Genomic DNA, 24921 nt, shown 5'->3' on the forward strand with positions numbered 1-24921 from the left:
CTTTGCCGTTGAGGGGGTTGAAGGGGAGCCCGGCGCGTCAGCGCAGGGCGAGGACCAGATCGACCAGCGTATCGAGCGCCTTGGTGTTTTCCGCCTCGTCGGCGCCGCTGATCTGGCCGATGCCGATCTGGGAGGCGTAGAGGAGGCGTGCGATCTGGGGGTTGGCGACCCCGATGCGGTTCAGCAGGTCCTGCAGGTGGTCCAGCCGCGTCGCGTCGATCTGGGCCAGCGTTTCGGCGGCGGCAGCATCGGTGCGGGCCCAGGCGCGCATGGCGCTTTCGGCGGCGGGATCCTCGGAATAGCCTTCGCGCATCAGCTTGTGCAGCAGCGCGACCGCTTCCGTCTTGTCCGAAGGCGCTTCGGCGGGAGCGCTTCCAGCTTCGTCGCCCCAGAACTGGAGCAGGGCCTGGCGAAATGCCGGAACATCCGGGAAGTGCCAGTAGAAGGACCCCTTGGTCGTCTCCAGAGAGCGCGCAAGGGGTTCAGCTTTCAGGGCCTCCGGACCGGCGGCGCTGAGGGCTTGCAGACCGGCGCGAAGCCAGTCGTCGGGGGAAAGTCGTGACCGTTTACTCATGGGTCACTACCTAGCGGAGCAAATGATGAGCGACAATCACGACATTGGGATCAAGCTTAAAGCGGGGAAGTCTTTCCTGCCTCAGCGTCACAATAGGCGAATCTTTGCCACACCTTTTGGCTGGGAGCGCTTTCGCGGACGCGCTTGAGCGTCAGGTTAGCGCTCACTTCGCCTGTAAAATATGCAATTTTACCTCCGGAAGGTCCGTAATCCCTCCGGTCAAAATCATGCCCGGGGAGACGGGGCCGACTCCCTCCGGCGTGCCGGTGAGGAGGAGATCGCCGGGCCCCAGGGCGTAGTAGCCGGAGAGGTGCGACAGCAGCGCGGGCACGTCGTGGATCATCAGGTCGAGGGTGGAGGACTGGCGCATTTTGCCATCGGCCTGAAGGGTGATCCGGCGGCCTGCAAGCGGGCCGGTTTCGCTGGCGGGCACGAGCGGCGACAGGACGGTGCCGCCTTCGACATCCTTGCCCAGGTCCCAGGGCCGCTGCTTCTTCCGCTCGGCGATCTGCAGGTCGCGGCGGGTCATGTCGAGGCCGGTGCCGTAGCCGTAGACGGCGGTGGCGGCTTCCTGTGGCGTGGCGTGGAAGAGGGGCGCGCCGAGGGCCACGACAAGCTCCACCTCGTGGTGGAAGTCCGTGGTGCCGGCCGGGTAGGGCAGGGCGGCGCCGGTGAAGCGCATGTTGGCGGGCGATTTGGTGAAGTAGAAGGGCTGCTCCGGCACCTCGTTGCCCATTTCGGCTGCATGGGCGGCGTAGTTGCGCCCGACGCAGAAGATGCGGCGCACCGGATAGCCTTCGGTCTGGCCGATGACGGGCAGGTCGGGAATGGGGGGCAGGTCGAAGAGCGGCATGGGCGGTCCTTTCGCGTTGCGGAATGGGTAGCGGGCGGCGCGGCGTCCCGCAAGCGGTGCGCGCTTGCGCTTTCTGGACTTGGGCGGCAGGAACTGGCTTTCTGGGAGAAACCGAAGGAGGTGTTGCCATGAGCCGCGAAACCCTATCCGAGATGATCACACAGGGGCGCGGTGATGCGCCCGCCGACCTGGTGCTGAAGGGCGGCCGGGTCTGGGACATGGTGACGGGGCTGGAGGTGCCGGGGGATGTCGCGATCTGCGGCGATCGCGTGGTGGGCATCGGAGAGACCTACGAGGGCAAGCGGGAGATCGACGTGACCGGCAAGCTGCTGGTCCCGGGATTCATCGACACGCATCTGCACATCGAAAGCTCCATGGTGACGCCTTTCGAGTTCGACCGCTGCGTCGGCCCGCGCGGGGTGACCACGGCGATCTGCGATCCGCACGAGATCGCCAACGTGATCGGCGTGCCGGGGATCCGGTATTTCCAGGAGGCGGCGACGCGGACGCTGATGGATATCCGGGTGAACCTGTCGTCCTGCGTGCCCTCCTCGCACATGGAGACCGCCGGGGCGGAGATCAACGCCGAGGATCTGGCGCCGCTGAAGGGCCATCCGCAGGGGATCGGGCTGGCGGAGTTCATGAACTACCCCGGCGTGATCTTTCGCGACCCGGGCTGCATGGACAAGCTGGCGCTGTTCGAGGGCGAGCATATCGACGGCCATTGTCCGCAGCTGACGGGCCGGGACCTGAACGCCTATGTCAGTGCCGGGATCCGGACCGAGCATGAGGCGACCACGGCCGAGGAGGCGCGGGAGAAGCTGCAGAAGGGGATGCGGGTGCTGATCCGGGAAGGGTCGGTGTCGAAGGACCTGCATGCGCTGCAGCCGTTGCTGACCGATATCACCAGCGCCTACATGTGCTTGTGCACCGATGACCGCAACCCGCTGGACATCGGGGAGCACGGGCATCTGGATTACATGATCCGGGAGCTGATCCGGCTGGGCTGCCCGCCGCTGGCGGTCTACCGCGCGGCGAGCCTGTCGGCGGCGGAGGCCTTTGGCCTGAAGGATCGCGGCCAGATCGCGCCGGGCAAGCGGGCCGATATCGTCGTGCTGGACGATCCGGCGCAGTGCCGGGCGGAGATGGTCCTGGCGGGCGGCGAGGTGGTCGACGATGCGGCCTTTGCCGCGCGGGAGGTGATCGCGCCGGTGGGCCGCCATTCGGTGAAGGCGCGCAAGGTCACGGGTGCGAATTTCCGCACCTCGGCCAACCACGAGGAGACCGACGTGATCGGCATCGTCGAGGGGCGGATCATCACCGAGCACCTGCATGAGGACATTGCCATCGTAGATGGCGACAAGCGGCCCGATATCGCCCGCGACCTGATCAAGATCGCGGTGGTCGAACGGCATGGCAGGAACGGCAATATCGCCACCGGCTTCGTCAAGGGGTTCGGGCTGCAGCGCGGCGCCATCGCATCGACCGTCTGCCACGATCATCACAACATCGCCTGTGTCGGCGCCGATTACGACGACATGGCCCTGGCCGCGAACCGGCTGGGGGAGATCGAGGGGGGATTCGTCGTGGTCGAGGGGGGCAAGGTCCTGGCCGAGGTGGCGCTGCCGGTGGCGGGGCTGATGAGCCTGGAACCCTTCGAGGTGGTGCGCGACGCGCTGGTCGATCTGCGTGCCGCCGCCGCCGGGCTGGGCGTGACCCTGGAAGAACCCTTCCTGCAGCTGGCCTTCCTGGCGCTGCCGGTGATCCCGGCGCTGAAGATCACCGACCGGGGCATGGTGGACGTGGTGAAGTTCGAGATCATCTCCTGACCTGATTTCGCGGTGCGGAAATGTTTTCCGCAAATATTGACCCGTCCCCCGTGACGGCCTAACCTCGCCCCCGAGAGGCGCGCGGCGGGGAGGCCGTGTGCGAGACAGGGAGGGGTTTCATGCCTGATGGGGTGATCGGAGAGGGCGTCGTCACGACCGAGATCGTGGGCGAGGTGGCGCTGGTCTGCATCGACAATCCGCCGGTGAATGCCAGCGGCCACGCGGTGCGGGTCGGGCTGGTCGAAGCGGTGCGCGCGCTGAACGCGGCGGGCGAGGCGAAGGCGATTGCCATCTGGTGCGCCGGGCGGACCTTCATGGCGGGGGCGGATATCCGGGAATTCGGCAAGCCGTCGCAGGCGCCGATCCTGCCGGACGTCTTCGACGTGATCGAACAGAGCGCGATCCCGGTCATTGCCGTGATGCATGGCACGGCCCTGGGCGGCGGGTTCGAGCTGGGCCTGTGCTGCCACGCCCGGGTGGCGATCGCGGGATCGAAGGTCGGCCTGCCGGAGGTCCTGATCGGGCTGCTGCCCGGCGCGGGCGGGACGCAGCGCCTGCCGCGCCTGGCGGGGATCCCCTTCGCGCTCGACATGTCGCTGTCGGGTCGGCAGGTGCCGGTGGAGGAGGCCGCCGCCGCTGGGGCCATCGACCGCGTGGTCGAAGGCACCCCGCGCGAAGTGGCGCTGGAGATGGCGAAGGCGGTCATCGCGGGCGATCTGCCGGTGCGGCGGACCGATCAGCTGGTGGCGGATTACGATGCGCAGGTGCTGGAAGACGCCAGGGCCGCGGCACAGGCGAAGAGCCCGCATCTGGTGAACCCGGGCAAATGCGTCGATGCCATTGCCGCCTGCCACCTGCCCCTGCCCGAGGGGATGAAGGTGGAGCGGCAGTGCTTCCTCGACTGCATGGAGACGCCGCAGCGCGCGGGGCTGATCCACGCCTTCTTTGGCGAGCGCGCGGTGTCGAACATCCCCGAAGCCAGGGGACCCGTGCGGGAGGTCGAACATGTCGGCGTGATCGGCGGCGGCACCATGGGGTCGGGGATCGCCACGGCCTGTCTGGCCGCCGGGCTGACCGTGACGCTGGTCGAACTGGCGCAGGAGGGGCTGGACCGGGGCGTGGCCACCATCGGCAAGAACCTCGACGGCGCGGTGAAGCGCGGCAAGATGAGCGCAGCCGCGCGGGAGGCGGCGCTGGAACGGCTGACCCCCGCGCTGGCGCTGGAGGCGCTGGCTGGGGTCGACATGGTGATCGAGGCCGTGTTCGAGGAGATGGGCGTGAAGCGCGAGATCTTCGGCAAGCTCGACAGGATCTGCAAGCCGGGGGCGGTGCTGGCCTCCAACACCTCCTACCTCGACATCAACGAGATCGCGGCGGCGACCAGCCGTCCGGGCGACGTGCTGGGCCTGCATTTCTTCAGCCCGGCCCATGTGATGCGCCTGCTGGAGATCGTGCAGGGGGCGGCGACGGCGCCCGATGCGCTGGCGACCGGCTTTGCCCTGGCGAAGCGGCTGAAGAAGGTGGGCGTGCTGGCGCAGGTCTGTGACGGGTTCATCGGCAACCGGATCCTGGCGCATTACGGGCTGTGCTCGGGCTATCTGGTGCTGGACGGCGCCTCGCCCCAGCAGGTCGACCGCGCGCTGGAAGAATTCGGCTTTGCCATGGGGCCCTACAAGGTCAGCGACCTGGCGGGGCTGGACATCGGATGGGCCACGCGCAAGCGCAAGGCGGCGGATCGCGATCCGGCGGAGCGTTACGCGGGCGATATCGCCGACCGGATCTGCGAACGGGGCTGGTTCGGGCGCAAGACCGGGCAGGGCTATTACCTTTACGGGTCCGGTGCGCCGGTGCCCAATCCGGAGGTCGCGGGGATCATCGACGCGGTGCGGGCCGAGAAGGGCATCACGCCCCGGGCCTTCACCGACGCGGAAATCGTGGAACGCTACATGACCGCGATGATCGTCGAGGCCGCCCGCGTGGTCGGGGACGGCACGGCGAAGCGGCCGCTGGATGTCGATATGGTCTTCCTCTTCGGCTACGGCTTCCCCCGGTTCCGGGGCGGGCCGCTGCATTACGCCGACACCCTGGGCGCGGCGGAGATCGTGGCCCGGATCACGCGCTATGCCGGGGAGGACCCGCAGTACTGGCAGGTGCCCCCGCTGCTGGCCCGCATGGCCCATGACGGCACCAGCTTTGCCGATCTCAACAAGTCCTAAGTCAAGGGGGAGCAGATGGATCTGAGTTTCAGCGCCGAGGAGCAGGCGTTCCGCGAGGAGGTGCGCGCCTTCTTCGCCGCCAACCTGCCGGAGGAGATCAGCACCGCCGTGCGCAATGGCGGCGAGCTGACCAAGGAGATCATGGACCGCTATCATGCGATCCTGAACGGGAAGGGCTGGCTGGCCTCGACCTGGCCGGTGGAATTCGGCGGGCCGGGCTGGTCGCCGGTGCAGCGGCACATTTTCGAGGAAGAGGCCTGCCGCGCCTATGCGCCGCGCGTGGTGCCCTTCGGCCTGGCCATGCTGGGGCCGGTGCTGATGAAGTTCGGCAGCAAGGCCCAGCAGGCGGAATACCTGCCGCGCATCCTGTCGGGGGAGGACTGGTGGTGCCAGGGCTATTCGGAGCCCGGCGCCGGGTCCGACCTTGCCAGCCTGAAGACCCGCGCGGTGCGGGACGGCGATGACTACGTGATCAACGGCCAGAAGACCTGGACCACGCTGGGGCAGCACGCCAACATGATCTTCTGCCTCGTGCGGACCGATCCGGAGGTGAAGCAGCAGAAGGGGATCAGTTTCATCCTCGTCGACCTCGACACGCCGGGCATCGAGATGCGTCCGATCAAGCTGATCGAGGGCGGGCATGAGGTGAACGAGGTCTTCTTCACCGATGTGCGCGTGCCGGCCGCGAACCTGGTGGGGGAGGAGAACATGGGCTGGACCATCGCCAAGTTCCTGCTGACCCATGAACGCACCAATATCGCCGGCGTAGGCTTCTCGATGCAGTCGCTGGAGGAGGTCAAGGCGCTGGCGCGGCAGGTGAAACGCCATGGCCGCCCGCTGATCGAGGATCCGCTCTTTGCCGCCCGCGTGGCCCAGGCGGAGATCGACCTGGAGGCGATGAAGATCACCAACCTGCGCATGCTCTACAAGGCGCAGAAACAGGGCGCGCCGGGGCCCGAGACCTCGATCCTGAAGATCAAGGGCACGGTGATCGCGCAGGAGCTGAAGGACCTGGCACGGCGCGCGCTCGGCCCCGCAGCGGCGCCCTTCCCGGGGATGCTCTCGGCCAACCTGGCGCCCGCGCCGGAGGAGGCCGCGAACAATGCCGCGCGCTACTTCAACAACCGCAAGACCTCGATCTTCGGTGGATCGAACGAGATCCAGCGGAACATCCTGACCAAGACCATGCTGGAGCTGTGACATGGATTTCGATCTGACCGAGGACCGGCAGATGCTGTCGGACAGCCTGACCCGCTACCTGCGGGAGAAATACCCGGTGGAGGCGCGCAACAAGGCGGCCTATGCCGCGCCCTTCCATTCGCAGGCCCATTGGGAGGGTCTGTCGGAGCTGGGCATGCTCTTTGCCCTGGCGCCGGAAGAAGCGGGGGGCTTTGGCGGCACGGGGTTCGACCTTTCGGTGGTCTTCGAGGCGCTTGGCGGCGCGCTCTGCCCCGAGCCGGTGCTGGGGGCGGCGCTGGCCGCGCGCCTGCTGGGCCGGGACGTGCCGGAGGATCTGCTGTCGGGCGCGGTGAAATACGCCGTGGCGATCGGGGAGATCGACGCCTGGTACGATGCGGCGCAGATCGCCACCGATGCGGTGGCCTCGGGCGGGGTCTACCTGCTGAACGGGCGCAAGTCGGTGGTCTATGGCGGACAGGCGGCGGACCGGCTTCTGGTGGCGGCAAAGCTGGAGGGGGGCGTGGCGCTCTTCGAGGTGGAGGCCGGCGCGGCATCTGTCACGGGTTATGCCATGATCGACGGCGGCGGCGCGGCGGAGGTGGTGCTGGAAGACACGCCCGCGCGGCTTGTGCTGCCTGACGCGGGGGCAGCGCTGGAAGACGCGGTGAATGCGGGGATCGTCGCGCTTTGTGCCGAGGCGGTCGGCGCCATGGATGTTCTGCATGCGATGACGCTGGAATACCTGCGGACCCGCAAACAGTTCGGTGTGACCATCGGCAGCTTCCAGGCGCTGCAGCACCGCGCCGTCGACATGCTGACCGAGATCGAGCAGGCCCGGTCCATCACCATCCGCGCGGCGGCGGAACTGGGAGGGGCGGAGGCCTCCCGCTATGCCTCGATGGCGAAGAATCTGATCGGCCGGGCGGGCCGGCTGGTGGCGGAGGAGGCGATCCAGATGCATGGCGGCATCGCCATGACCTGGGAATATCCCGGCTCGCATTACGCCAAGCGGCTGGTGATGATCGACGCCCAGCTGGGGGATACGGATTACCACCTGTCCCGCGTGATGGCGGCGTGAAGGCGGCCCGCCCCGCCGCCGCGACCTCGCCGGCAAACTGAAAGAGCGGGGCCCGCCAGATGCGCGGGCCCCTTTCTCCATTCGATGGCTGAAAATACTCCGGGGGGAGCCGCAGGCGGGGGGCAGAGCCCCCTACCCGGACAGCCCCTCGTGGCGACCTGACTTGTAGGGCGCCCAGTCGGTGATTTCGGGATAGTACATCTTCCGCCAGAGGCGCACGCGGGGGTTCATCCGGCGGCGCCAGAGCGGCGGGATCATCGCCATGACCGTCATCAGCGGATAGCCGTGGGGCAGGTCCGGGGCCTCGCCGTTGCCGTAGGTCTGCAGCAGGGGGAAGCGGCGGTCGGGCTTGTAGTGGTGGTCCGAATGGCGCTGCAGGTTGATCAGCAGCCAGTTCGTTGCCGTGTGGGAGGCGTTCCAGCTGTGGTGCGGCTTGACGTGTTCGAAGCGCCCGTTCCCGAGGTACTTCCGCGTCAGGCCGTAGTGTTCGACGTAGTTCGTCAGCTCCAGCATCCAGACCGCGACGAAGGCCTGGTAGAGGAAGAGGAAGAGCCCCGGCAGGCCGCCGATCAGCAGCGCGATGAGCAGCATCACCAGTTGCAGCGCGCCGTAGCGCCAGAAGGGGTTGCGGCGATCGAGGGCGGAGAGGCCGCGCTTCTTCAGCCGTGACGTTTCGGCGGCCCAGGCGGAGCGGGGGCAGTCGCGCAGGACGCGGGCGAAGTAATGCGGGAAGCTTTCGTTGTAGCGGGCGGTGACGGCGTCCTTCGGCGTGCCGACCGAGACGTGGTGCACCAGCAGGTGTTCGGTGCGGAAGTGGGAATAGAGCACCATCGACAGCAGGATATCCGCCAGCCAGCGCTCCGTCCGGTTCCTCTGGTGCATCAGTTCGTGGCTGTAGACGATGCCGATGGCGCCGGTCATCAGGCCGACCCCGTAGAAGAGCACGATGACCTCCAGCAGGCCCAGCGTGTCGGTGCGCCGGGTGTACCAGATCACCCAGAAGAGGGTGACGAACTGCACCGGCGCCCAGATCAGCGTGATGGCGCGGTACCAGAAGAGATCGGCCTCCGGTGTGTCGGTGTCGGCGTTTTCGGTGTTCAGCCCCAGCAGGCGGTCGAGGACGGAGAAGAGCCCGATGCCGTAGAGCGGCACGAGGAGCACCGTCCAGCCGCCGCAGACCGCGCCGATCGCCACCAGGGGCACCATCAGCAGCGAGAGCCAGAAGGGCGCCGCGGCGGTGAAACGGGAGATGTCGGCAGATGCGGTCATGGGAGGCCCTCCCGGCCTTAAGCGCGCGTCACTCCATGTCTAGAAGCCGGTCCCGCGCGAGGTCAAACGCCTTTCGCATCACGGTGGGCAGATCGGAGGGGCGGAAGGACGCAGGGGGCAGGAAGCTGCCCCGGTGCGGGTTGGCGCCCCGGGGCACGCGGGCGATGGAGACCCGCAGCTTCAGGTGGAAGTGGGTGAAAGTGTGCAGCGCCTGGGCCGGGAGTTCCTGCCAGTCGGCATCCAGGGGCGGGTCGTGCGGCGGCGTTTCCTCCGCCCAGTCGGAGCCGGGCCAGCCGAGCATGCCGCCCAGGAGCCCGCGGTCGGGGCGGGTTTCCAGCAGGAAGGCGCCGTCCTCGCGCCGGGCGATATAGGCCATGCCGGTGCGGGTGGGCTTGGGTTTCTTCGGGGTCTTCTTCGGCAGTTCCGCGGCGGTGCCCGCCGCGCGGGCGGCGCAGGGGGCGACCCAGGGGCAGATGCCGCAGGCGGGCGAGCGGGGCGTGCAGATCGTGGCGCCGAGGTCCATCACCGCCTGGGCGTAGTCGCCGGGGCGGGTGGCCGGGGTCATCAGCGCGGCTTTTTCCGTCAGCTCCGGCTTGGCGGCGGGCAGGGGCGTGTGGATGTCGAAGAGCCGGGCCATGACCCGTTCGACATTGCCGTCCACCACGGTTTCGGGCCGGTCGAAGGCGATGGAGGCGATGGCGGCCGCCGTGTAGGGGCCGATGCCGGGCAGGGCGCGCAGCCCGTCCAGGGTGTCGGGGAAGCGGCCGCCGTGATCGGAGACCACCACGCGGGCGCATTTCAGCAGGTTGCGGGCGCGGGCGTAATAGCCCAGCCCCGCCCATTCGCCCATGACGCGGGCATCCTCGGCGGCGGCGAGATCTGTCACGGTGGGCCAGAGCGTTGTGAAACGGGTGAAATATTCGCGCACGGCGGCCACCGTCGTCTGCTGAAGCATGACTTCGGACAGCCAGACGTGGTAGGGTTCGGGGATGACCCCGGCAGCCCGGTCGGCCGGACCGGTGCGCCAGGGCATCTGCCGCGCGTGGCGGTCGTACCAGGAAAGCAGCTGTTCCGCTTGCGCCGTTTCACGCATTCTTTATGCCTCGTTGCCTCTGCCCCCGGGCCTTTCCTCTGGCATGCGGGGTTTCGCTGACTAGAATAGTGCGGCAAGACCGGATGCAACCCTCCGGCCCGTGAAAGGGCCGCCCCTGGCCGAAGAAAGGCCCGACAGATGGCGCGACGCGCGACCACCACCTATGGCTTCAAGCGGACCTACGGCCTGCTGGAGACGCGGATCCGCAAGGCCGGAGAAGCGCGTGGCTTTGCCGTGTCCAAGCTGCTGACGCATTGGGAAGAGGTCGCGGGTGCCGATATCGCGGCGATGGCCCGTCCGGTCGAAGTGAAGTACGGGCGCGGCGCCATGGGGGCCACGCTGGTACTGCTGACCACCGGGGCGCATGCGCCGGTGCTGGAGATGGAGAAGGAGAAGCTGCGGGCCAAGGTGAACTCGGTCTACGGCTACAACGCCATTTCCAAGGTGCGCATCACCCAGACGGCCCCCACCGGGTTCAGCGAGGGGCAGGTCCAGTTCGAACGGCGCCAGCCGCCGCCCGAGGAACCGCCCGCCGATCCGGTGCTGGTCGAGAAGGCCCATGTGGCCGCCGACGGCGTCCACGACGAGGGGCTGCGCGCAGCCCTGGAACGGCTGGGCCGAAACGTATTGAAAACTCAGAACACCTGAATTGCAGTTGAGAAAGGACGCAGACCTCATGGATCGCAGGTTCGTCATCGGAGGCGGCGCGGCCGCTGTCATCGCCGTCGCCGGCGGTGGATACTTCCTCATGAGCCAGCCGGAAGAGGCGCTGGCCGATACCGCTTCCTCCCCGGTGTCCACCGGCGGCGGCGCGGCGGCGTCGGACGTCGACACCGGCGGCATCACCGAAATGGTCCTGGGCGACGAGAACGCGCCCGTGACCGTGATGGAATATGCTTCCTTCACCTGCCCGCACTGCGCGCATTGGCACGAGACTTCGTGGGAGAACCTGAAGTCGCAGTACATCGACACCGGCAAGGTGAAGTTCGTCTACCGCGATGTCTACTTCGACCGTTACGGCCTGTGGGCCGCGATGATCGCGCGCTGCGACCCCGCCAAGTTCTTCGGCCTGGCCGACATGTTCTACGAAACGCAGGACACCTGGCTGCGCGGCGCCAAGTCCGAGGCGGAGATCGCGGACAACCTGCGCAAGGTCGGCCGCGTTGCCGGGCTGAGCGACGAGGCGATGGAAGAGTGCCTGAACGACATGGACAAGGCCACCGCCCTGACCGCCTGGTACCAGAAGAACGCCAATGCCGACGGCATCACCGGCACGCCGAGCTTTGTCATCGACGGCGAGACGCATTCCAACATGGCCTGGGCCGACTTCAAGTCGATCCTGGATGCCAAGCTGGAAGGCTGATCGCCGATCTTCGGACAGCCCGTCTTCGGACAGGAAGGGCCTCGCCTTGCGGCGGGGCCCTTTTCGTTTGTTGCGACGGCTGTCCCGCGGGATCAGAGCTGCACCACCTGCTTGCCGGTATTGCCGCCCTTCAGCATCGAGAAGAAGGCGGCAGGCGTGTTTTCCAGCCCGGTGGCGGTGTCTTCGAGGTAGGCGATCTCGCCGGACTTCACCAGCGGCGTGACCTCTGCCAGGAACTCTCCGAAGCGGGCGGTGTGATCGGTCTGCAGCAGGCCCTGGATCGTCAGCCGCTTCACCAGCGCCATGCGCCAGACCTTCTGCAGCGGGATGGCGCCGGTTTCATCCGCCTCGCCAGAGTACCAGGCGATCATGCCGCAGACGATGATCCGACCGTGCAGGTTCATAAGCGGCAGCACGCCGCCCAGGACCTTGCCCCCGACATTTTCGAAGTAGACGTCGATGCCGGAGGGGCATTCCGCCGCGAGGGCTTCGCGCATGGTGCGGGCATCGGCATGGGCGCGGTGATCGATGCAGGCATCGAAGCCGAAGGTGCCGGTGGCGATGTCGCATTTCTGCTCTCCGCCGGCAATGCCCACGGCGCGCAGCCCCGCGCGGCGGGCCAGCTGACCGACCATGGAGCCGACGGGGCCGGTGGCCGCCGCGACCGCCAGGGTTTCGCCCTGGGCCAGCTTGCCATAGGCCGCCAGCCCCGACCAGGCGGTGAAGCCGGGCATCCCCAGCACGCCAAGCGCGGTGGAAGGCGGCAGGTCGGGGTCGAGTTTGCGGCACTGGGCGGCGGGGTGCACGGCGTGGCTGCACCAGCCGAACATGCCGAAGACCAGATCGCCCGGCGCAAAGCCCGGGTCGCGGCTTTCCAGCACTTCGCCCACGGCGCCGCCGACCATGGTCTGGTCAAGCTCCTGCGGGGCGGCGTAGCTGGCGGCGTCATCCATGCGGCCCCTCATGTAGGGATCGAGCGACAGGTGGGTCACCCGGACCAGCAGCTGCCCTTCGGCAAGGGCGGGCAGGGGGGCGTCTTCCAGGCGGAAGTTGGCATCCGTGGGGAAACCGTCGGGGCGGCTGGCCAGAACGATGCGTTGGCAGGTGTCGGTCATCTTGAAATTCTCCGCTTCGGGTACAGATTGAAGCTCTGACATCCGGAGGCTGACCGCAAGGCGGAATTTGTTTCCGCAAGAATTCAGGCGGAGGGGCGGGCCGCCTTGCGGGCAAGCCCGCGATGGACCTGCCCCCTTCGCTTGTGTAAAGAGGCGCGACCATGGCCAAGAAACCAGAGAATCCGAATTACAAGGTGATCGCCGAGAACCGGCGTGCGCGTTTCGATTATTCGATCGAGGACGATCTGGAGTGTGGCATCCAGCTGATGGGGTCGGAGGTGAAGAGCCTGCGTACCGGCCAGTCCAACATCGCCGACAGCTACGCGGCGGTGGAAAACGGAGAGCTCTGGCTGGTGAACTCCTACATCGCGCCCTACGAGCGGGCCATGTTCAGCCACGAGGAACGGCGGCGGCGCAAGCTGCTGTGTTCCCGCAAGGAGCTGGCGGACCTGTGGAAGGCCACGCAGCGGGAGGGGATGACCCTTGTGCCGCTGGTGCTCTACTTCAACCACCGTGGCATGGCGAAGATCAAGATCGGCATCGCCAAGGGCAAGAAGGCCCATGACAAGCGGGAGACCTCTGCCAAGCGGGATTGGAACCGGCAGAAGCAGAGGTTGCTGAAAGAACAGCACTGACGGGCTTTCACTTGCGCTGCGGTGCCCGGACGGCTAGGGAATTTGCGTTTCCAAACGGAGAGGTGCGCTGAGATGCAGGACGACCCGCGGATTCTGGTATCGACGGACTGGCTGGCGGAGCATCTGAAGGATCCCGACCTGCGGATCCTCGATGCAAGCACCTTCCTGCCCGGCACCGATCGCGACGCCAAGCGCGAATATGAAGAGGCGCATATCCCCGGCGCCCGCTTCTTCGACATCAATGAGATCAGCGACCAGCGGTCGGAGCTGCCGCACATGGCACCGACGGTGGAAAAGTTCATGTCCCGGCTGCGCGCCATGGGCGTGGGCGATGGTCACCAGGTGGTCGTCTATGACAGCCAGGGCCTGTTTTCCGCCGCGCGCGTCTGGTGGACTTTCCGCCTGATGGGCCAGTTCGACGTGGCCGTCCTGGACGGTGGCCTGGTCAAGTGGCTGGCCGAGGGCCGCCCGGTGGAGGACCTGGATCCGGTGATCCGCGATCGCCACATGACGGTGCGCCGGCAGAACCAGATGATCAAGGATGTGACCCAGGTCAGCGCCGCGGCAAAGCTGGGCGACTACGAGATCGTCGATGCCCGCGCGGCCGAACGGTTCCAGGGCAGGGTTCCGGAACCGCGTGCGGGCCTGCGGTCCGGCCATATCCCCGGGTCGAAGAACGTGCCCTACACCGACCTGCTCAATGCCGACAAGACGATGAAATCCCCCAAGGAAATCCGTGCGATCTTCGAAGGGGCCGGGGTCGATCTGTCCAGGCCCGTCATTGCCTCCTGCGGGTCGGGCGTGACCGCCTGCGTTCTGGCGCTGGCGCTGGAGCGGATGGGCAAGACCGACCATGCGATTTACGACGGCTCCTGGACCGAGTGGGGGGCCTTCCCCACCCTGCCCGTGGCCACCGGAGAGTGAGAGAGAGATGTTCGAGAACCTCAAGGAACAACCCGCCGACAAGATCCTGATGCTGATGGAGATGTACAAGGCCGACCCGCGCGAGCAGAAGGTCGACCTGGGCGTCGGTGTCTACAAGAATGCGCAGGGCGTCACCCCGGTGATGAAGGCGGTGAAGGCCGCCGAGAAGAAGATCTGGGAAGATCAGACCACCAAGGCCTACACCGGCCTGGCCGGGGAGCCGATGTTTGTCGCCGGCATGCGGGACCTGGTCCTGGGTGAGGCCGTCGCGGCAGAGAAGGTTGCCGCCGTGACCACCCCCGGTGGCACCGGCGCCGTGCGTCAGGCCTTCGAGATGATCAAGATGGCCAACCCGAACGCCCGCGTCTTCGTGTCCGACCCGACCTGGCCGAACCACCTGTCGATCCTGAAGTACCTGAACATCGAGACGATCCCCTACCGCTACTTCGATGCGGAGACCAAGGGCGTGGACTTCGCCGGCATGATCGCCGACCTGCAGTCCCTGCGCCAGGGCGACGTGGTGCTGCTGCACGGCTGCTGCCACAACCCGACCGGCGCCAACCTGTCGCTGCCGCAGTGGAAACAGGTCGTCGAGGTGCTGAAGGCCAAGGAAGCGATCCCGATGATCGACATCGCCTACCAGGGCTTCGGTGACGGCCTGGACGCCGATGCCGCGGGCACGCGGCTGGTGGCCTCCTCGGTTCCGGAATGCCTGATCGCGGCGTCCTGCTCCAAGAACTTCGGCATCTACCGCGAACGCACCGGCCTGCTTATGGCGGTGTCCGCCGATGCGGCGAAGACCAAGGTCGCCCAGGGCACCCTGGCCTACCTGAACCGCCAGAACTACTCCTTCCCGCCGGACCACGGCGCGCGCATCGTGGCGACGATCCTGGGCGATGCCGAGCTGAAGAAGATGTGGATGGACGAGCTGGAAGAGGTGCGCCTGTCGATGCTGGGCCTGCGGGAACAGCTGGCGGCAGAGCTGCAGCGGCTGACCAACACCGATCGCTTTGCCTTCATCGCGAACCACCGTGGCATGTTCTCCCGCCTGGGCTGCGCGCCCGAGTTCGTGGAGAAGATGCGCACGGACAGCGGCATCTACATGGTGGGCGATTCGCGCATGAACATCGCGGGCCTGAACACCGAAAGCGTGCCGGTGCTGGCCAAGGCGATCGTCGACGCTGGCGTCTGATCCGGCGTTCTGGCCAGATCTTCTGAGTTGAGCATGACCTGGGGGTCCCGTCGCTTTGCGGCGGGGCCTCTTTTCATTGGTTGTGCGTCCTCGGGCAGGTGACCCTGCGCCTGGGCCATTGACCGGCGGGCGATGCTGGCCGACCCTTCGTTCAAGCAGCGGAGGATCCAGACATGCGCAAGATTCAGGTCCAGGGGGTACATCACATCACCCTGACGGGGGCGGACCGCCAGACGAGTATCGATTTCTGGGAGGGGGTGCTGGGCATGCCCTTCGTCTTCGACCAGCCGAACCTGGACGATCCGAACCAGGGGCATCTGTACTTCGATCCCGGCGACGGGCGGCTGATCACGATCTTCACCAACGAGGAACGCGGGCCGGTGCACAAGCGCACCCCAACCGATCCCGGCTGCGTGCATCACCTGGCCTTCAACGTCTCCGCCGCGACCTTTGCCCAGGTGGTGAAGCGGCTGGATGACCGCGGGATCAAGCATTCGGGGGTGAAGGACCGCGGCTTCATGGATTCGATCTACTTCAAGGATCCGCTGGGCCTGCTGATCGAACTGGCGAGCTACAAGTTCTTCCCGCCGGAGGGATCGACCCATTCCGAGGTCCTGCTGGAGGCGCACAGGATCCGCGTGGCCCGGGGCGATTACAACATCGCCGAGGAGCATCTGGCTGATGCGATCGAACTGATCGTGGAGCGGTCCACGGGCACGCTGTCCGACAGCCGCGCGCCCGCCGATCCCTACCGGCGCTAGGGCTGTCGCCAGCTGGCCGGATCGAGCCGGAAGAAGCGGGACAGCTGTTCGTAGACCAGGGGTGCATGTTCGCGGACGTGGTGCGGGGTCTCGAAGAAGGCTTCGACCGCGACGGCGAAGAACTCCTGCGGGCCCTCGGCGCCATAGGGATCGAAATAGGTCTGCTTGAGGTTTTCGACCCGGTAAAGGTGCTGGGGATAGGCCTCGTCGAAGACATGGCGCCATTTTTCGCGGTCGTGGCCGGGGGCGAGGGCGGGCATGCCGTCGGTCGCGCCGGAGAGATCGTCGAGCTGGTGGGCGAATTCGTGGAAGACAACGTTGTGGCCGTCGTGGGCGTCTTCCGCCCCCTGCCGGGCATCCGCCCAGGAGAGGACCACCGGCCCCCGGGACCAGCTTTCGCCACTGCGGACCGCCTCGTGCTCCGTCACGACGTAGCCGTCATGTTCCCGCAGCTTCGACCGGAAGGCGCCGGGATAGATCAGCACGTTGGTCAGCCCGTGATACCAGCAGTGGTTCTTCACGACGAGCAGGCTGGCCTGAGCCGCGATCGACAGGCGCATTTCATCGGTCACCTGCAGGCCGTTGCAGCCGGTGAAGTCGACCTGTTCGAGGAAGGTCCTGATCGCGCGTTCCAGTGGCACCTGCAGGTCCTGCGGCAGGTGACGTGTCAGCGGGACGAGGCGGGCGATGATGGCGCGCTGTTCGGCCGACAACGGGGCGGACAGGCGCGCGGTGCGGCGACGGCGGCGCCAGAGCAGCCACAGTTCCGCGACAGCGCCCAGGGCCAAAACGGTCAGCAGAAATGCGTTCATCGGGCCACCTTCATCGGCACTGGATAGATCGACAGCGAGGTCGCAACCTACCTAGACATCGGCGGCGGAAAGACAACCGGGACAGGAAAAAGGCCGCCCTGATGGACGGCCTTTTCATGATCGGGTCGGGCGCGCGCCTCAGGCGGCGGCGGCCTCGTAAAGGCCGGCGTGACGCATCGCTGCGCGGATCTTTTCCTTCACCGGGTCGGAGACTTCCAGCAGGGGCAGGCGCACCTCGGCGGAGCACAGGCCCAGTTCCGACATGGCGAACTTTGCGCCGGAGACGCCGGGTTCGAGGAAGATCGCCTCGTGCAGGGGCAGCAGCAGGTCCTGGTATTCCAGCGCCTTGGCGTAGTCGCCGGCCAGCGTCGCCGCCTGCATTTCCGCGCAGAGCTTCGGCGCGACGTTGGCGGTGACGGAGATGCAGCCGACGCCGCCCATGGCGTTGAAGCCGACGGCGGTCGCGTCCTCACCGGACAGCTGGCAGAAGTCGGCGCCGCAGAGCATGCGCTGGAAGGCCACGCGATCCAGCTTGCCGGTGGCATCCTTGACCCCGATGATACGCGGCAGCTTGGCCAGTTCGGCCATGGTCGCGGGCGTCATGTCGACGACGGAGCGGCCGGGGATGTTGTAGATCACGATCGGCAGGTCGGCGGCGTCGTGCATGGCGGTGAAATGCGCGATCAGCCCGGCCTGGGTCGGCTTGTTGTAGTAGGGCGTCACCACCAGCGCGGCATCGGCGCCGACTTCGGCGGCGTGCTTGATCAGGCGGATGCCTTCGGCGGTGTTGTTGGCGCCAGCACCGGCGATCACCGGAATGCGGCCGGCGGCATATTTGACCACTTCTTCGACGACCAGTTCATGTTCGCGCAGCGACAGGGTGGGCGATTCGCCGGTGGTGCCGACGGGCACGATGCCGTTCGAACCCTGATCGACGTGCCGGTCCACGAGTTTCTTGAGCGTCACCAGATCCAGCTCGCCGTCCTTGAACGGCGTGACCAGGGCGGGAATCGACCCGTTGAACATGACACGCTCCTTCTATCGTGGCGGGTGGCGGAATTTCGCGCGGACCCGGGGGTGAAACCGTCCTGCCGTATATGTGAGTTGAGAGACGGGGACGGCGGTCTATCGTCGGTGTCGCATACTCTCGGAACGGGGCCAAAACAAGTGAAAGCGAGACAGTTTCCGGTGCTTTTCACCCTTTGCGGAGCGCTCCTGGCGTCGTCGGGGGCGGCTGAGCTGCGTGCGCAGGAGGGTCCGAGCCGGATCATGCCCCGCCCCCTGGCCTGGGCATTCGGGGCGATTTCCGAGGGGGACTGGGACCGCGCGGCGGAGATCGCGAGACGCGACGGGCCGCTGGCGGAAGAAATCGTGGAGTGGGCACGGCTGCGCGCCGGGCGTGGTGAACCGGCCGATGTGCTGATCTTCCTGGCCGCGCATCCGGACTGGCCCGGGCTGCCGCTTCTGCGTCGGCAGAGCGAACTGGCCTTCGCCGAGGCGAGCGATGCCCAGGTGCTTGCCTTCTTCGAGCAGGAGGCGCCGCGCACGCCCGAGGGGGCGCTGATCTACGCGACCAGTCTGGCCCGCGCGGGACGTCAGGAGGAAGCGCGGGCGCAGGTGATCCGCGCCTGGCGGGAGATGCCGATGCCGGAAAGCCTGGAGGGCGATTACCTGTCCGCCTACGCCGAAACGCTGGCGCCCTATCACGAGGCTCGCGCAGAGGAGATGTTCTGGCAGGGCGAAAGCGATGACCAGCGGCGCATGGCCGACAGGCTGGGCAGTGACGCCGCAAACCTGTCGGAGGCACGCAGGCTGGCCCGTTCCGGCGCGCCGGGGGCGAGGGACAGGATAGATGCCCTTGCCGATGGCGGGCAGGGGGATGCGGCGCTGGCCTATGCGCGGTTCCGGGCGGCGGTTGGCGCCGACCGGGACGATGACGCGCGACAGATCATGCTGACGCAGAGCGACATTCCGGGCGGCCTGGGCCGGCCCGATTACTGGGCGAACGAGCGGCGGATCTGGGCGCGGCAGGCCCTGCGTGACGGGGATCCCGATCTGGCCTACCGGCTGGCGGCGCATCACCAGATAACCGAGGGCGGCAATTTTGCCGACCTGGAGTGGCTGGCGGGCTATATCGCGCTGACCCGGCTGGATGATCCGGCCACGGCCCTGGGTCACTTCGAGACCCTGGCGGAGGGGGTGGCGACCCCGATTTCCCTTGGCCGGGCCTGGTACTGGATCGGTCGGGCGCAGGAGGCGGCGGGCCATGCGGAGGAGGCGCGCCGCGCCTACCTGGCCGGGGCAGAGCATCAGACGACTTTCTACGGGCTTCTGGCCGCAGAGAAGGCGGGCGTGCCCTTCGACATGCGTCTAGCCGGCACGGACGCCCCGGCGGAGTGGCGTGGCAGCGCGGTCGAAGGGGCAGAGCTGCGGCGGGCGGCGATGCTGCTGGTGGCCTCGGGCCAGTCCTACGCGGGGGAGATGTTCCTGATGGACTACGCGAGCCAGCTGGACGAGGCCGACCTGCGCCGTCTGGCCGCGATGCTGGAGGCGCGCGGGGATGCGCATCTGGCGGTCCGGCTGGGCAAGCTTGCGGCGCAGGAGAACATCATCCTGCCGCGCGCCTACTATGCGCTGCATCCGATGCGGGACATGGCGCTGCCGGTGCCGATGGAAATGGCCCTGGCCATCGCCCGGCGGGAAAGCGAATTCGACCCGACGGTCCGCTCTCATGTAGGCGCCAGCGGATTGATGCAGCTGATGCCCGCCACGGCCGTGCATGTCGCAAGCGGCCTGGGGGTGGAGCACGAGGAGGGCTGGCTGACCCGCGACTGGCGCCACAACGCGGTGCTGGGATCGGCCTACCTGGCGGAGCTGTCGGAGGAGTTTTCTGGCAACGTGGTTCTGATGTCGGTGGGCTACAACGCGGGGCCGCACCGCTCCCGCGCCTGGGTGGAACGCTTTGGCGATCCGCGGGACGCCGGAGTGGACGTGGTGGACTGGATCGAGGGGATCCCCTTCCGCGAGACCCGAAACTATGTGCAGCGGGTGGCGGAAAGCCTGCCGATCTACCGGGCCCGGCTGGGGCTGGAACCCCTGCCGGTGCCCTTCACCGAAGAGCTGAAGGGATCAACGCTTCTGCCGCTCTCGCCAGAGGGTGAATAGGCCCGCGCCGATGATCAGCGCCGCCCCGAGGGCCACGTTCGGGCGCAGGGTTTCGTGCAGCAGGGGAATGGCGATCATCGCGCCGAAGCCCAGCTGGAAATAGGCGAAGGGCTGCACGGCGGAGGCTTCGGCCATCTCGTAGACCAGGATCAGCAGGTAGTGGCCGAGCGCCCCGAAGATGCACAGCAGCAGCATCCAGCCCCAGTCATGCGCCTGCATGGGTTCCCAGAACCAGACGCCGAGCGCGGTCAGCACCACGAAACCGACGGTGCCTGTCCAGAAGAAGGAGGTGGCCGCACTGTCGCGCCGTGCGGCGTAGCGGTTCAGCAGGGAGTAGGTGGCGAACATGACCGCCGCGATCAGCGGCAGAACCGCCGCCGGGTTGAAGACCCCCATGCCGGGTTCGAGGATGATCATCACCCCGATGAAGCCCACGCCGATGGCCGACCAGCGGCGCCAGCCCACCTTTTCCCCCAGCACGGGCCCCGAAAGGGCGGCGATGATCAGGGGGTAGGCGATGAAGACGGCCTGGGTTTCGATGATCCCGAGGTAGGTGAACCCCACCACCATGACGACGATTTCCAGCGCCAGCATTACGCCGCGCAGGATCTGGATCGCGGGCTGGCTGGTCGCGGCGGCGCTGCGGATGCCGCCGGATTTGCGTACCGCGACCAGGATCACGAAGGCCGCGAAGAACCAGTAGCGCAGCATCACGACCATCATGGTGTTGTAGGTGCTGGCCAGGTGGCTCGACAATGCGTCCTGAGCGGCGAAGATCAGGGTGGTCAGGATCATCAGCATGATCCCGCGGCGGTTGTTCTGTTCGGTCATGGGAAGCTCGTGAGGGGGCGCAGGGCACGGGTCATGTGGCGCTTGCGGCCGAAGCCGGGAATGCGCTCGACCTCGAAACCGGCGTCGGCAAGGGCGCGGCGGACGTGGCCCGCCGCAGTATAGGTCGCAGCGCTGCCACCCGGCGCGGTGTGGTCATGCACGGCCTGCATCAGCGGGGCTTCCCAAAGCTCGGGGTTCTTCGCCGGGGCGAAACCGTCGAGGAACCAGGCATCGGCGGCCCCGTCCCATGCGGGCAGGGTCTGTCGCGCGTCGCCGGTGATCATGCGGAAGGACAGGTCAGGCAAGTCGAAGGCGGTGGAGCCCAGGTGCGGCGCCAGTTCGGCGGCGAGCGTGGCGATCTCTGGGAAGGCGGCCTGGGCACGGGCCATGTCGGGGCCGGCCATGGGGTAGGCCTCGAATGTGGTGAAATGCAGGGTGCCCTGCTGGCCCGTCTCGCGCCAGAGTTTCAGGACGGCAAGCAGGTTCAGCCCGGTGCCGAAGCCCAGTTCGGCCACCTGGAAGCCGTCACGGAACCGCGCGGGCAGATCGTTGCCGGCCAGGAAGACATGGCCGGTTTCGGCAAGCCCGTTGCCGAGGCTGAAATAGGGGTCGTCGAAGCGGGTGGCGACGGGAACATCGCCTTCTTTCCACTCCAGCGCGGGCGGCTGGCCCTGCATCGGGGGATCCTCTAGGAAGGGAAAATCAGCGGCAAGATGGATCGGAGACCGGGGAATGGCAAGCGCCGTCAACAGTGTGGACGTGACCGTGCGGGGCGCGGGCGTCTTCGGGCTCAGCTGCGCCTGGGAATGCGTGAAACGGGGCGCACGGGTGCGCGTGGTCGATCCCTTCGGCCCGGGCGCGGGCGCCTCGGGCGGGCTGGTCGGCGCGCTGGCGCCGCATGTGCCGGAGAACTGGAACGAGAAGAAGGCCTTCCAGCTGGAGAGCCTGCTGATGGCGGAGGCCTGGTGGGCCGAGGTCGAGGCCATCGGCGGTGTCAGCGCGGGCTATGCCCGAAGCGGGCGGCTGCAACCCCTGGCCGATGCCCATGCGGTGGAGCTGGCGCGCGGGCGCGAGGTGACGGCGGCGGAGCTCTGGCAGGGGCGCGCCACCTGGGAGGTCATCGCGGCCCGTGGCGGAGACTGGGAGCCGGAAAGCCCGTCGGGCTACCTTGTTCATGACACGCTGACCGCGCGGATGCACCCGCGGCGGGCCTGCGCGGCGCTCGTCGCTGCCTTGGAGGCCCGCGGTGTCGAGGTGGTTGCAGAGGCCTCTGACGCGGGCGCCGTGATCTGGGCCACCGGGGCAGCCGGGCTGGAGGAGATGAGCCAGGAGGCAGGTCGCCAGGTGGGCGTGCCGATCAAGGGACAGGCGGCGCTGCTGCGCCACGACGCGGGCGTGGTGCCGCAGGTCTTCGCCGGGGGTGTTCACGTGGTGCCGCACGCCGATGGCACAGTCGCGATCGGCTCGACCTCGGAGCGGGAGTTCGAAGGGCTGGGGACGGATGCGCAGCTGGATGATGTGATCGAGGCGGCCCGGGTCGCGATGCCGGTGCTGCGCAGGGCCGAGGTCGTCGAACGCTGGGCGGGCCTGCGGCCCCGGGCACGCTCCCGCGCACCGATGCTGGGGGGCTGGCCCGGCAAGCCGGGGCAGTACATCGCCAATGGCGGGTTCAAGATCGGCTTCGGCATGGGGCCGAAGGTCGGCGCGGTCATGGCAGCCCTGGTGCTGGAGGGCGTGGACGAGATCCCCGAAGGTTTCCGCGCCGAGGCATTGTTCTGAGAGGGGGCTCTGCCCCCGTCGCGGCAGGCCGCGACTCCCCCGGAGTATTTGGAGCCATCGAATGGAGGAAGGGCGCGTCCTTCTATTCGATGGCTGAAAATACTCCCGCCGGAGGCTTCGGCCCGGGACGGGCCGAAATTCGGTCAGCCGCCCTGGCGGATCCGGAAGACGCCGGTGCCGGTGGCGGCCAGCACGCCGGTTTCGTCGCTGATCTTCGCCTCGGCGAAGAAGGTCTTTGCTCCGCCGCCGGTGCGGAAGCCTTCGGCGATCAGCAGCTTGCCCTTCGTCTGGCCCAGGAAATTCACGCTGAGGTTCAGGGTCATGGCGAGGTTGCGCGCCTGCGGATCCCCGGTGAAGCAGCCGGCAAAGCCCATGGCGGTGTCGCACATGACCGAATGGATGCCGCCGTGCAGGATGCCGTAGCGGTTCATCAGGAAGGCTTCCTGTGGCAGTTCGAACCGCGCGTAGTCCTTGCGCCATTCGGTGATGTGAAAGCCGAGGTGCTGTTGCAGCGGATAGGGATCTTCGACCAGCTTGGGGTCCATGGGGCCTCTCAGACGGTTTTGGCGGCGTCGAGGCCGGCCTTCGCGAACCGCGGCACGAGTGCCCCCATCTGGCGGCCGCGTTCCGGGTTCGAGGCATTGCCGTCGAGCGCGCGCTTGTAGACGCCCTGGATGATGCCAGCCATCCGGAAGAAGGTGAAGGCCAGGTAGAAGCCGAAGCCCGGGATCCCGGGCAGGTCCGCGCGGGCGCAGTAGTCGTCGATGAATTCCGCATCCTCCATCAGCCCCTGCGCCCGGCGGTCGACCCCGGCCAGGCCGCGGCCCTCCGGCCCCTGCGGCATGGACCACTGCATGATCACCGCGGCGACATCGGCGAAGGGATGACCCGTGGTCGACAGTTCCCAATCCAGCACTGCGGCGATGCGGGGGGCGTCGGGGGCGAAGAGCATGTTGTCGATCCGGTAGTCACCATGCGCAAGCGTACGCAACCCGTCGTCGGGCGGGATGCTGCGGTCGAGCCAGGCGGCGAGCGCGTCCATGTCGGGGCGGGTTTCGGTTTCGGCGGCGCGGTATTGCTTGGTCCAGCGGTCGATCTGGCGGCGGTAGTAGTTGCCCTCCGGCCCGTAGTCGGACAGGCCGGTCGCGGCGAGGTCGACACCGTGAATCGCCGCCAGGACACGGGACATTTCCGACTGGATCGGGCGGCGTGCCTCCCTCTCCAGCTCCGGCAGGTCGGGCAGGTTGAAATGGCGGCCCTGCACCTCGTCCATGACGTAGAAGGCGGAGCCGATCACGCTGTCATCCTCGCAGAGCACATGCATCTTCGCGACCGGCACACCCGTCCCGGCCAGTGCCTTTTGCACGCGGAATTCGCGATCGACCGCATGGGCGGATTTCAGCAGCACGCCCGGGGGCTTGCGGCGCAGCACATAGCGGTGTCCCGGCGTGGTCAGGCGGAAGGTCGGGTTCGACTGGCCGACGTTGAACTTCTCGGCCGTGACGGGGCCGCGAAAGCCGGGCAGATGCTCCGCGAGCCAGCGTTCGACGGCGGCGATATCCAGGGTCTGGGTGTCCATGGCGGGCTTTCAGGAATAGGTCAGAAGGGGATCGTCAGACGAGGCGAGGAAGGGCGTCTCGTTGAAACCATTGAGAAAATGGCGGCGGGACGAGAAGACGAAGCGGGCCACGGCGCAATTGCGGGTCTGCAGCTGCAGCTCTATCTGGGCCTCGCCCGGGGCGCCGAGAGTGTCCGCGATCATCTGGCTGATCGCCCCGCCGGAAGAGACGGCAAAGACGGTTTCGGCCCCGTCCCGCATCAGCGCCGCGCGGGCCGAGTCGACCCTTGCGGCGAAATCGGCCCAGGGTTCGGGCGGGTTTTCCACCTCGTCCCGCTGCCACATCAACACCGTGTCGCGCAGGGTGCGGAAGTGGCTGCGACGGTCGTCGTGCAGGTGATCAGGCGCGTTGCCAGCGGTGAAACGCGCATCGAGCAGGGCCTTGAAATCGAACTCGCTGAGGCCCGGCAGGACCTCCGGCGCGGGGGCGGCGTCGAAGCCTTCGAGGATGCCCGAGAGCGTGTCGCGCTGGCGTTTCAGCCCGCCATGGGCGGTGCGGTCGGGGCGAATGCCCTGCGCCGCGAACCAGCGGCCCAGGGCGCGGGACTGGGCATGGCCGGCTTCCGACAGCACGTCGTAATCCGCCGCGCCAAAGGAGGCCTGGCCATGCCGTATCAGGTAAAGCGTACCCATCC

Annotated in this window: 24 protein-coding genes; 12 read left to right on the top strand and 12 right to left on the bottom strand. The window is 67.5% G+C overall.

Annotated features, from left to right (window positions below):
* Positions 1-37: 37 nt before the first annotated feature.
* Positions 38-574, bottom strand: a complete 537-nt coding sequence (locus tag AC2IR1_RS02920; protein WP_486474782.1) for a TetR/AcrR family transcriptional regulator — start codon at positions 572-574, stop codon at positions 38-40.
* 163 nt (positions 575-737) lie between these two features.
* On the bottom strand, positions 738-1427 hold the full coding sequence (locus tag AC2IR1_RS02925) for a fumarylacetoacetate hydrolase family protein (RefSeq protein ID WP_486474783.1): 690 nt from the start codon (positions 1425-1427) through the stop codon (positions 738-740).
* A 128-nt stretch (positions 1428-1555) separates the two neighbouring features.
* Here AC2IR1_RS02925 and ade point away from each other — a divergent pair, with 128 nt between their 5' ends.
* The 4 genes from ade (at position 1556) to AC2IR1_RS02945 (ending at position 7729) form a co-directional block, all read left to right on the top strand.
* Positions 1556-3256: an adenine deaminase gene (gene ade / locus AC2IR1_RS02930; protein WP_486474784.1), complete on the top strand. Its 1701-nt coding sequence runs from the start codon at positions 1556-1558 to the stop codon at positions 3254-3256.
* 119 nt (positions 3257-3375) lie between these two features.
* Entirely contained in the window at positions 3376-5472 is a 2097-nt protein-coding gene (locus tag AC2IR1_RS02935) for a 3-hydroxyacyl-CoA dehydrogenase NAD-binding domain-containing protein (RefSeq protein ID WP_486474785.1), read from the top strand.
* Positions 5473-5487: 15 nt separating this feature from the next.
* Complete coding sequence (locus AC2IR1_RS02940) at positions 5488-6672, top strand: acyl-CoA dehydrogenase family protein (RefSeq protein ID WP_486474786.1); 1185 nt, start codon at positions 5488-5490, stop codon at positions 6670-6672.
* A 1-nt stretch (position 6673) separates the two neighbouring features.
* Entirely contained in the window at positions 6674-7729 is a 1056-nt protein-coding gene (locus AC2IR1_RS02945) for an acyl-CoA dehydrogenase family protein (RefSeq protein ID WP_486474787.1), read from the top strand.
* A gap of 132 nt (positions 7730-7861) precedes the next feature.
* Here AC2IR1_RS02945 and AC2IR1_RS02950 read toward each other — a convergent pair whose 3' ends face one another.
* Both AC2IR1_RS02950 and mutY read right to left on the bottom strand, forming a co-directional pair.
* Positions 7862-8998, bottom strand: coding sequence for an alkane 1-monooxygenase (locus AC2IR1_RS02950; RefSeq protein ID WP_486474788.1), 1137 nt, complete (start codon positions 8996-8998; stop codon positions 7862-7864).
* Positions 8999-9026: 28 nt separating this feature from the next.
* Entirely contained in the window at positions 9027-10091 is a 1065-nt protein-coding gene (gene mutY, locus AC2IR1_RS02955; protein ID WP_486474789.1) for an A/G-specific adenine glycosylase, read from the bottom strand.
* A gap of 138 nt (positions 10092-10229) precedes the next feature.
* On the opposite strand from mutY, the gene AC2IR1_RS02960 reads away from it, so the two are divergent.
* Both AC2IR1_RS02960 and AC2IR1_RS02965 read left to right on the top strand, forming a co-directional pair.
* A complete protein-coding gene (locus AC2IR1_RS02960; protein WP_486474790.1) occupies positions 10230-10739 on the top strand; it encodes a DUF721 domain-containing protein in 510 nt (169 codons plus the stop codon).
* Between the two features lie 28 nt (positions 10740-10767).
* The gene (locus AC2IR1_RS02965; RefSeq protein WP_486474791.1) at positions 10768-11454 is read left to right on the top strand and encodes a DsbA family protein; all 687 of its coding nucleotides are present in this window, start codon (positions 10768-10770) and stop codon (positions 11452-11454) included.
* Between the two features lie 92 nt (positions 11455-11546).
* Here AC2IR1_RS02965 and AC2IR1_RS02970 read toward each other — a convergent pair whose 3' ends face one another.
* On the bottom strand, positions 11547-12569 hold the full coding sequence (locus AC2IR1_RS02970) for an NADP-dependent oxidoreductase (protein ID WP_486474792.1): 1023 nt from the start codon (positions 12567-12569) through the stop codon (positions 11547-11549).
* A 161-nt stretch (positions 12570-12730) separates the two neighbouring features.
* On the opposite strand from AC2IR1_RS02970, the gene smpB reads away from it, so the two are divergent.
* The 4 genes from smpB (at position 12731) to AC2IR1_RS02990 (ending at position 16081) form a co-directional block, all read left to right on the top strand.
* Entirely contained in the window at positions 12731-13204 is a 474-nt protein-coding gene (smpB, locus tag AC2IR1_RS02975) for an SsrA-binding protein SmpB (protein WP_486474793.1), read from the top strand.
* Positions 13205-13276: 72 nt separating this feature from the next.
* Positions 13277-14128 (top strand): 3-mercaptopyruvate sulfurtransferase, encoded by an 852-nt coding sequence (gene sseA, locus AC2IR1_RS02980; RefSeq protein WP_486474794.1) that lies wholly within the window; start codon positions 13277-13279, stop codon positions 14126-14128.
* Between the two features lie 7 nt (positions 14129-14135).
* Positions 14136-15320: an amino acid aminotransferase gene (locus AC2IR1_RS02985; RefSeq protein WP_486474795.1), complete on the top strand. Its 1185-nt coding sequence runs from the start codon at positions 14136-14138 to the stop codon at positions 15318-15320.
* Between the two features lie 173 nt (positions 15321-15493).
* A complete protein-coding gene (locus AC2IR1_RS02990) occupies positions 15494-16081 on the top strand; it encodes a VOC family protein (RefSeq protein WP_486474796.1) in 588 nt (195 codons plus the stop codon).
* On the opposite strand, the gene AC2IR1_RS02995 is transcribed toward AC2IR1_RS02990, so the two are convergent.
* On the bottom strand, positions 16078-16893 hold the full coding sequence (locus AC2IR1_RS02995) for a M90 family metallopeptidase (RefSeq protein ID WP_486474797.1): 816 nt from the start codon (positions 16891-16893) through the stop codon (positions 16078-16080). The two genes, AC2IR1_RS02990 and AC2IR1_RS02995, sit on opposite strands and share 4 nt — an antisense overlap.
* A 138-nt stretch (positions 16894-17031) precedes the next feature.
* Complete coding sequence (gene dapA / locus AC2IR1_RS03000) at positions 17032-17919, bottom strand: 4-hydroxy-tetrahydrodipicolinate synthase (RefSeq protein ID WP_486474798.1); 888 nt, start codon at positions 17917-17919, stop codon at positions 17032-17034.
* Positions 17920-18162: 243 nt separating this feature from the next.
* Between dapA and AC2IR1_RS03005 the strand changes: the two genes are divergently transcribed.
* Positions 18163-20058 carry a transglycosylase SLT domain-containing protein gene (locus AC2IR1_RS03005; RefSeq protein WP_486474799.1) on the top strand — a complete coding sequence of 632 codons (1896 nt, stop codon included), beginning with the start codon at positions 18163-18165 and terminating at the stop codon, positions 20056-20058.
* Here AC2IR1_RS03005 and AC2IR1_RS03010 read toward each other — a convergent pair.
* Together AC2IR1_RS03010 and mnmC2 are read right to left on the bottom strand one after the other, a co-directional pair.
* On the bottom strand, positions 20023-20889 hold the full coding sequence (locus AC2IR1_RS03010) for a DMT family transporter (RefSeq protein ID WP_486474800.1): 867 nt from the start codon (positions 20887-20889) through the stop codon (positions 20023-20025). The two genes, AC2IR1_RS03005 and AC2IR1_RS03010, sit on opposite strands and share 36 nt — an antisense overlap.
* Entirely contained in the window at positions 20886-21566 is a 681-nt protein-coding gene (gene mnmC2, locus AC2IR1_RS03015; RefSeq protein WP_486474801.1) for a tRNA (5-methylaminomethyl-2-thiouridine)(34)-methyltransferase MnmC2, read from the bottom strand. Before mnmC2 ends, AC2IR1_RS03010 begins: the two co-directional genes overlap by 4 nt.
* 55 nt (positions 21567-21621) lie before the next feature.
* Here mnmC2 and AC2IR1_RS03020 point away from each other — a divergent pair, with 55 nt between their 5' ends.
* Positions 21622-22668 (top strand): NAD(P)/FAD-dependent oxidoreductase, encoded by a 1047-nt coding sequence (locus tag AC2IR1_RS03020; protein WP_486474802.1) that lies wholly within the window; start codon positions 21622-21624, stop codon positions 22666-22668.
* 143 nt (positions 22669-22811) lie between these two features.
* On the opposite strand, the gene AC2IR1_RS03025 is transcribed toward AC2IR1_RS03020, so the two are convergent.
* The 3 genes from AC2IR1_RS03025 to AC2IR1_RS03035 are packed head-to-tail and all read right to left on the bottom strand — an operon-like array spanning position 22812 to position 24919.
* Positions 22812-23213: a PaaI family thioesterase gene (locus tag AC2IR1_RS03025; protein ID WP_486474803.1), complete on the bottom strand. Its 402-nt coding sequence runs from the start codon at positions 23211-23213 to the stop codon at positions 22812-22814.
* Positions 23214-23221: 8 nt separating this feature from the next.
* Positions 23222-24247, bottom strand: a complete 1026-nt coding sequence (locus AC2IR1_RS03030; protein ID WP_486474804.1) for a phosphotransferase family protein — start codon at positions 24245-24247, stop codon at positions 23222-23224.
* A 9-nt stretch (positions 24248-24256) separates the two neighbouring features.
* Positions 24257-24919 (bottom strand): histidine phosphatase family protein, encoded by a 663-nt coding sequence (locus AC2IR1_RS03035; protein ID WP_486474805.1) that lies wholly within the window; start codon positions 24917-24919, stop codon positions 24257-24259.
* Positions 24920-24921: the final 2 nt, after the last annotated feature.

The sequence above is a fragment of the Pseudooceanicola sp. NS-SX8 genome, assembly GCF_057380755.1.

Bases quoted from the DNA above. Each gene is read 5' to 3' on its own strand.
- AC2IR1_RS02920 (WP_486474782.1), bottom strand. From the start codon at position 574: ATGAGTAAACGGTCACGACTTTCCCCCGACGACTGGCTTCGCGCCGGT.
- AC2IR1_RS02925 (WP_486474783.1), bottom strand. From the start codon at position 1,427: ATGCCGCTCTTCGACCTGCCCCCCATTCCCGACCTGCCCGTCATCGGC.
- ade (WP_486474784.1), top strand. From the start codon at position 1,556: ATGAGCCGCGAAACCCTATCCGAGATGATCACACAGGGGCGCGGTGAT.
- AC2IR1_RS02935 (WP_486474785.1), top strand. From the start codon at position 3,376: ATGCCTGATGGGGTGATCGGAGAGGGCGTCGTCACGACCGAGATCGTG.
- AC2IR1_RS02940 (WP_486474786.1), top strand. From the start codon at position 5,488: ATGGATCTGAGTTTCAGCGCCGAGGAGCAGGCGTTCCGCGAGGAGGTG.
- AC2IR1_RS02945 (WP_486474787.1), top strand. From the start codon at position 6,674: ATGGATTTCGATCTGACCGAGGACCGGCAGATGCTGTCGGACAGCCTG.
- AC2IR1_RS02950 (WP_486474788.1), bottom strand. From the start codon at position 8,998: ATGACCGCATCTGCCGACATCTCCCGTTTCACCGCCGCGGCGCCCTTC.
- mutY (WP_486474789.1), bottom strand. From the start codon at position 10,091: ATGCGTGAAACGGCGCAAGCGGAACAGCTGCTTTCCTGGTACGACCGC.
- AC2IR1_RS02960 (WP_486474790.1), top strand. From the start codon at position 10,230: ATGGCGCGACGCGCGACCACCACCTATGGCTTCAAGCGGACCTACGGC.
- AC2IR1_RS02965 (WP_486474791.1), top strand. From the start codon at position 10,768: ATGGATCGCAGGTTCGTCATCGGAGGCGGCGCGGCCGCTGTCATCGCC.
- AC2IR1_RS02970 (WP_486474792.1), bottom strand. From the start codon at position 12,569: ATGACCGACACCTGCCAACGCATCGTTCTGGCCAGCCGCCCCGACGGT.
- smpB (WP_486474793.1), top strand. From the start codon at position 12,731: ATGGCCAAGAAACCAGAGAATCCGAATTACAAGGTGATCGCCGAGAAC.
- sseA (WP_486474794.1), top strand. From the start codon at position 13,277: ATGCAGGACGACCCGCGGATTCTGGTATCGACGGACTGGCTGGCGGAG.
- AC2IR1_RS02985 (WP_486474795.1), top strand. From the start codon at position 14,136: ATGTTCGAGAACCTCAAGGAACAACCCGCCGACAAGATCCTGATGCTG.
- AC2IR1_RS02990 (WP_486474796.1), top strand. From the start codon at position 15,494: ATGCGCAAGATTCAGGTCCAGGGGGTACATCACATCACCCTGACGGGG.
- AC2IR1_RS02995 (WP_486474797.1), bottom strand. From the start codon at position 16,893: ATGAACGCATTTCTGCTGACCGTTTTGGCCCTGGGCGCTGTCGCGGAA.
- dapA (WP_486474798.1), bottom strand. From the start codon at position 17,919: ATGTTCAACGGGTCGATTCCCGCCCTGGTCACGCCGTTCAAGGACGGC.
- AC2IR1_RS03005 (WP_486474799.1), top strand. From the start codon at position 18,163: ATGCCCCGCCCCCTGGCCTGGGCATTCGGGGCGATTTCCGAGGGGGAC.
- AC2IR1_RS03010 (WP_486474800.1), bottom strand. From the start codon at position 20,889: ATGACCGAACAGAACAACCGCCGCGGGATCATGCTGATGATCCTGACC.
- mnmC2 (WP_486474801.1), bottom strand. From the start codon at position 21,566: ATGCAGGGCCAGCCGCCCGCGCTGGAGTGGAAAGAAGGCGATGTTCCC.
- AC2IR1_RS03020 (WP_486474802.1), top strand. From the start codon at position 21,622: ATGGCAAGCGCCGTCAACAGTGTGGACGTGACCGTGCGGGGCGCGGGC.
- AC2IR1_RS03025 (WP_486474803.1), bottom strand. From the start codon at position 23,213: ATGGACCCCAAGCTGGTCGAAGATCCCTATCCGCTGCAACAGCACCTC.
- AC2IR1_RS03030 (WP_486474804.1), bottom strand. From the start codon at position 24,247: ATGGACACCCAGACCCTGGATATCGCCGCCGTCGAACGCTGGCTCGCG.
- AC2IR1_RS03035 (WP_486474805.1), bottom strand. From the start codon at position 24,919: ATGGGTACGCTTTACCTGATACGGCATGGCCAGGCCTCCTTTGGCGCG.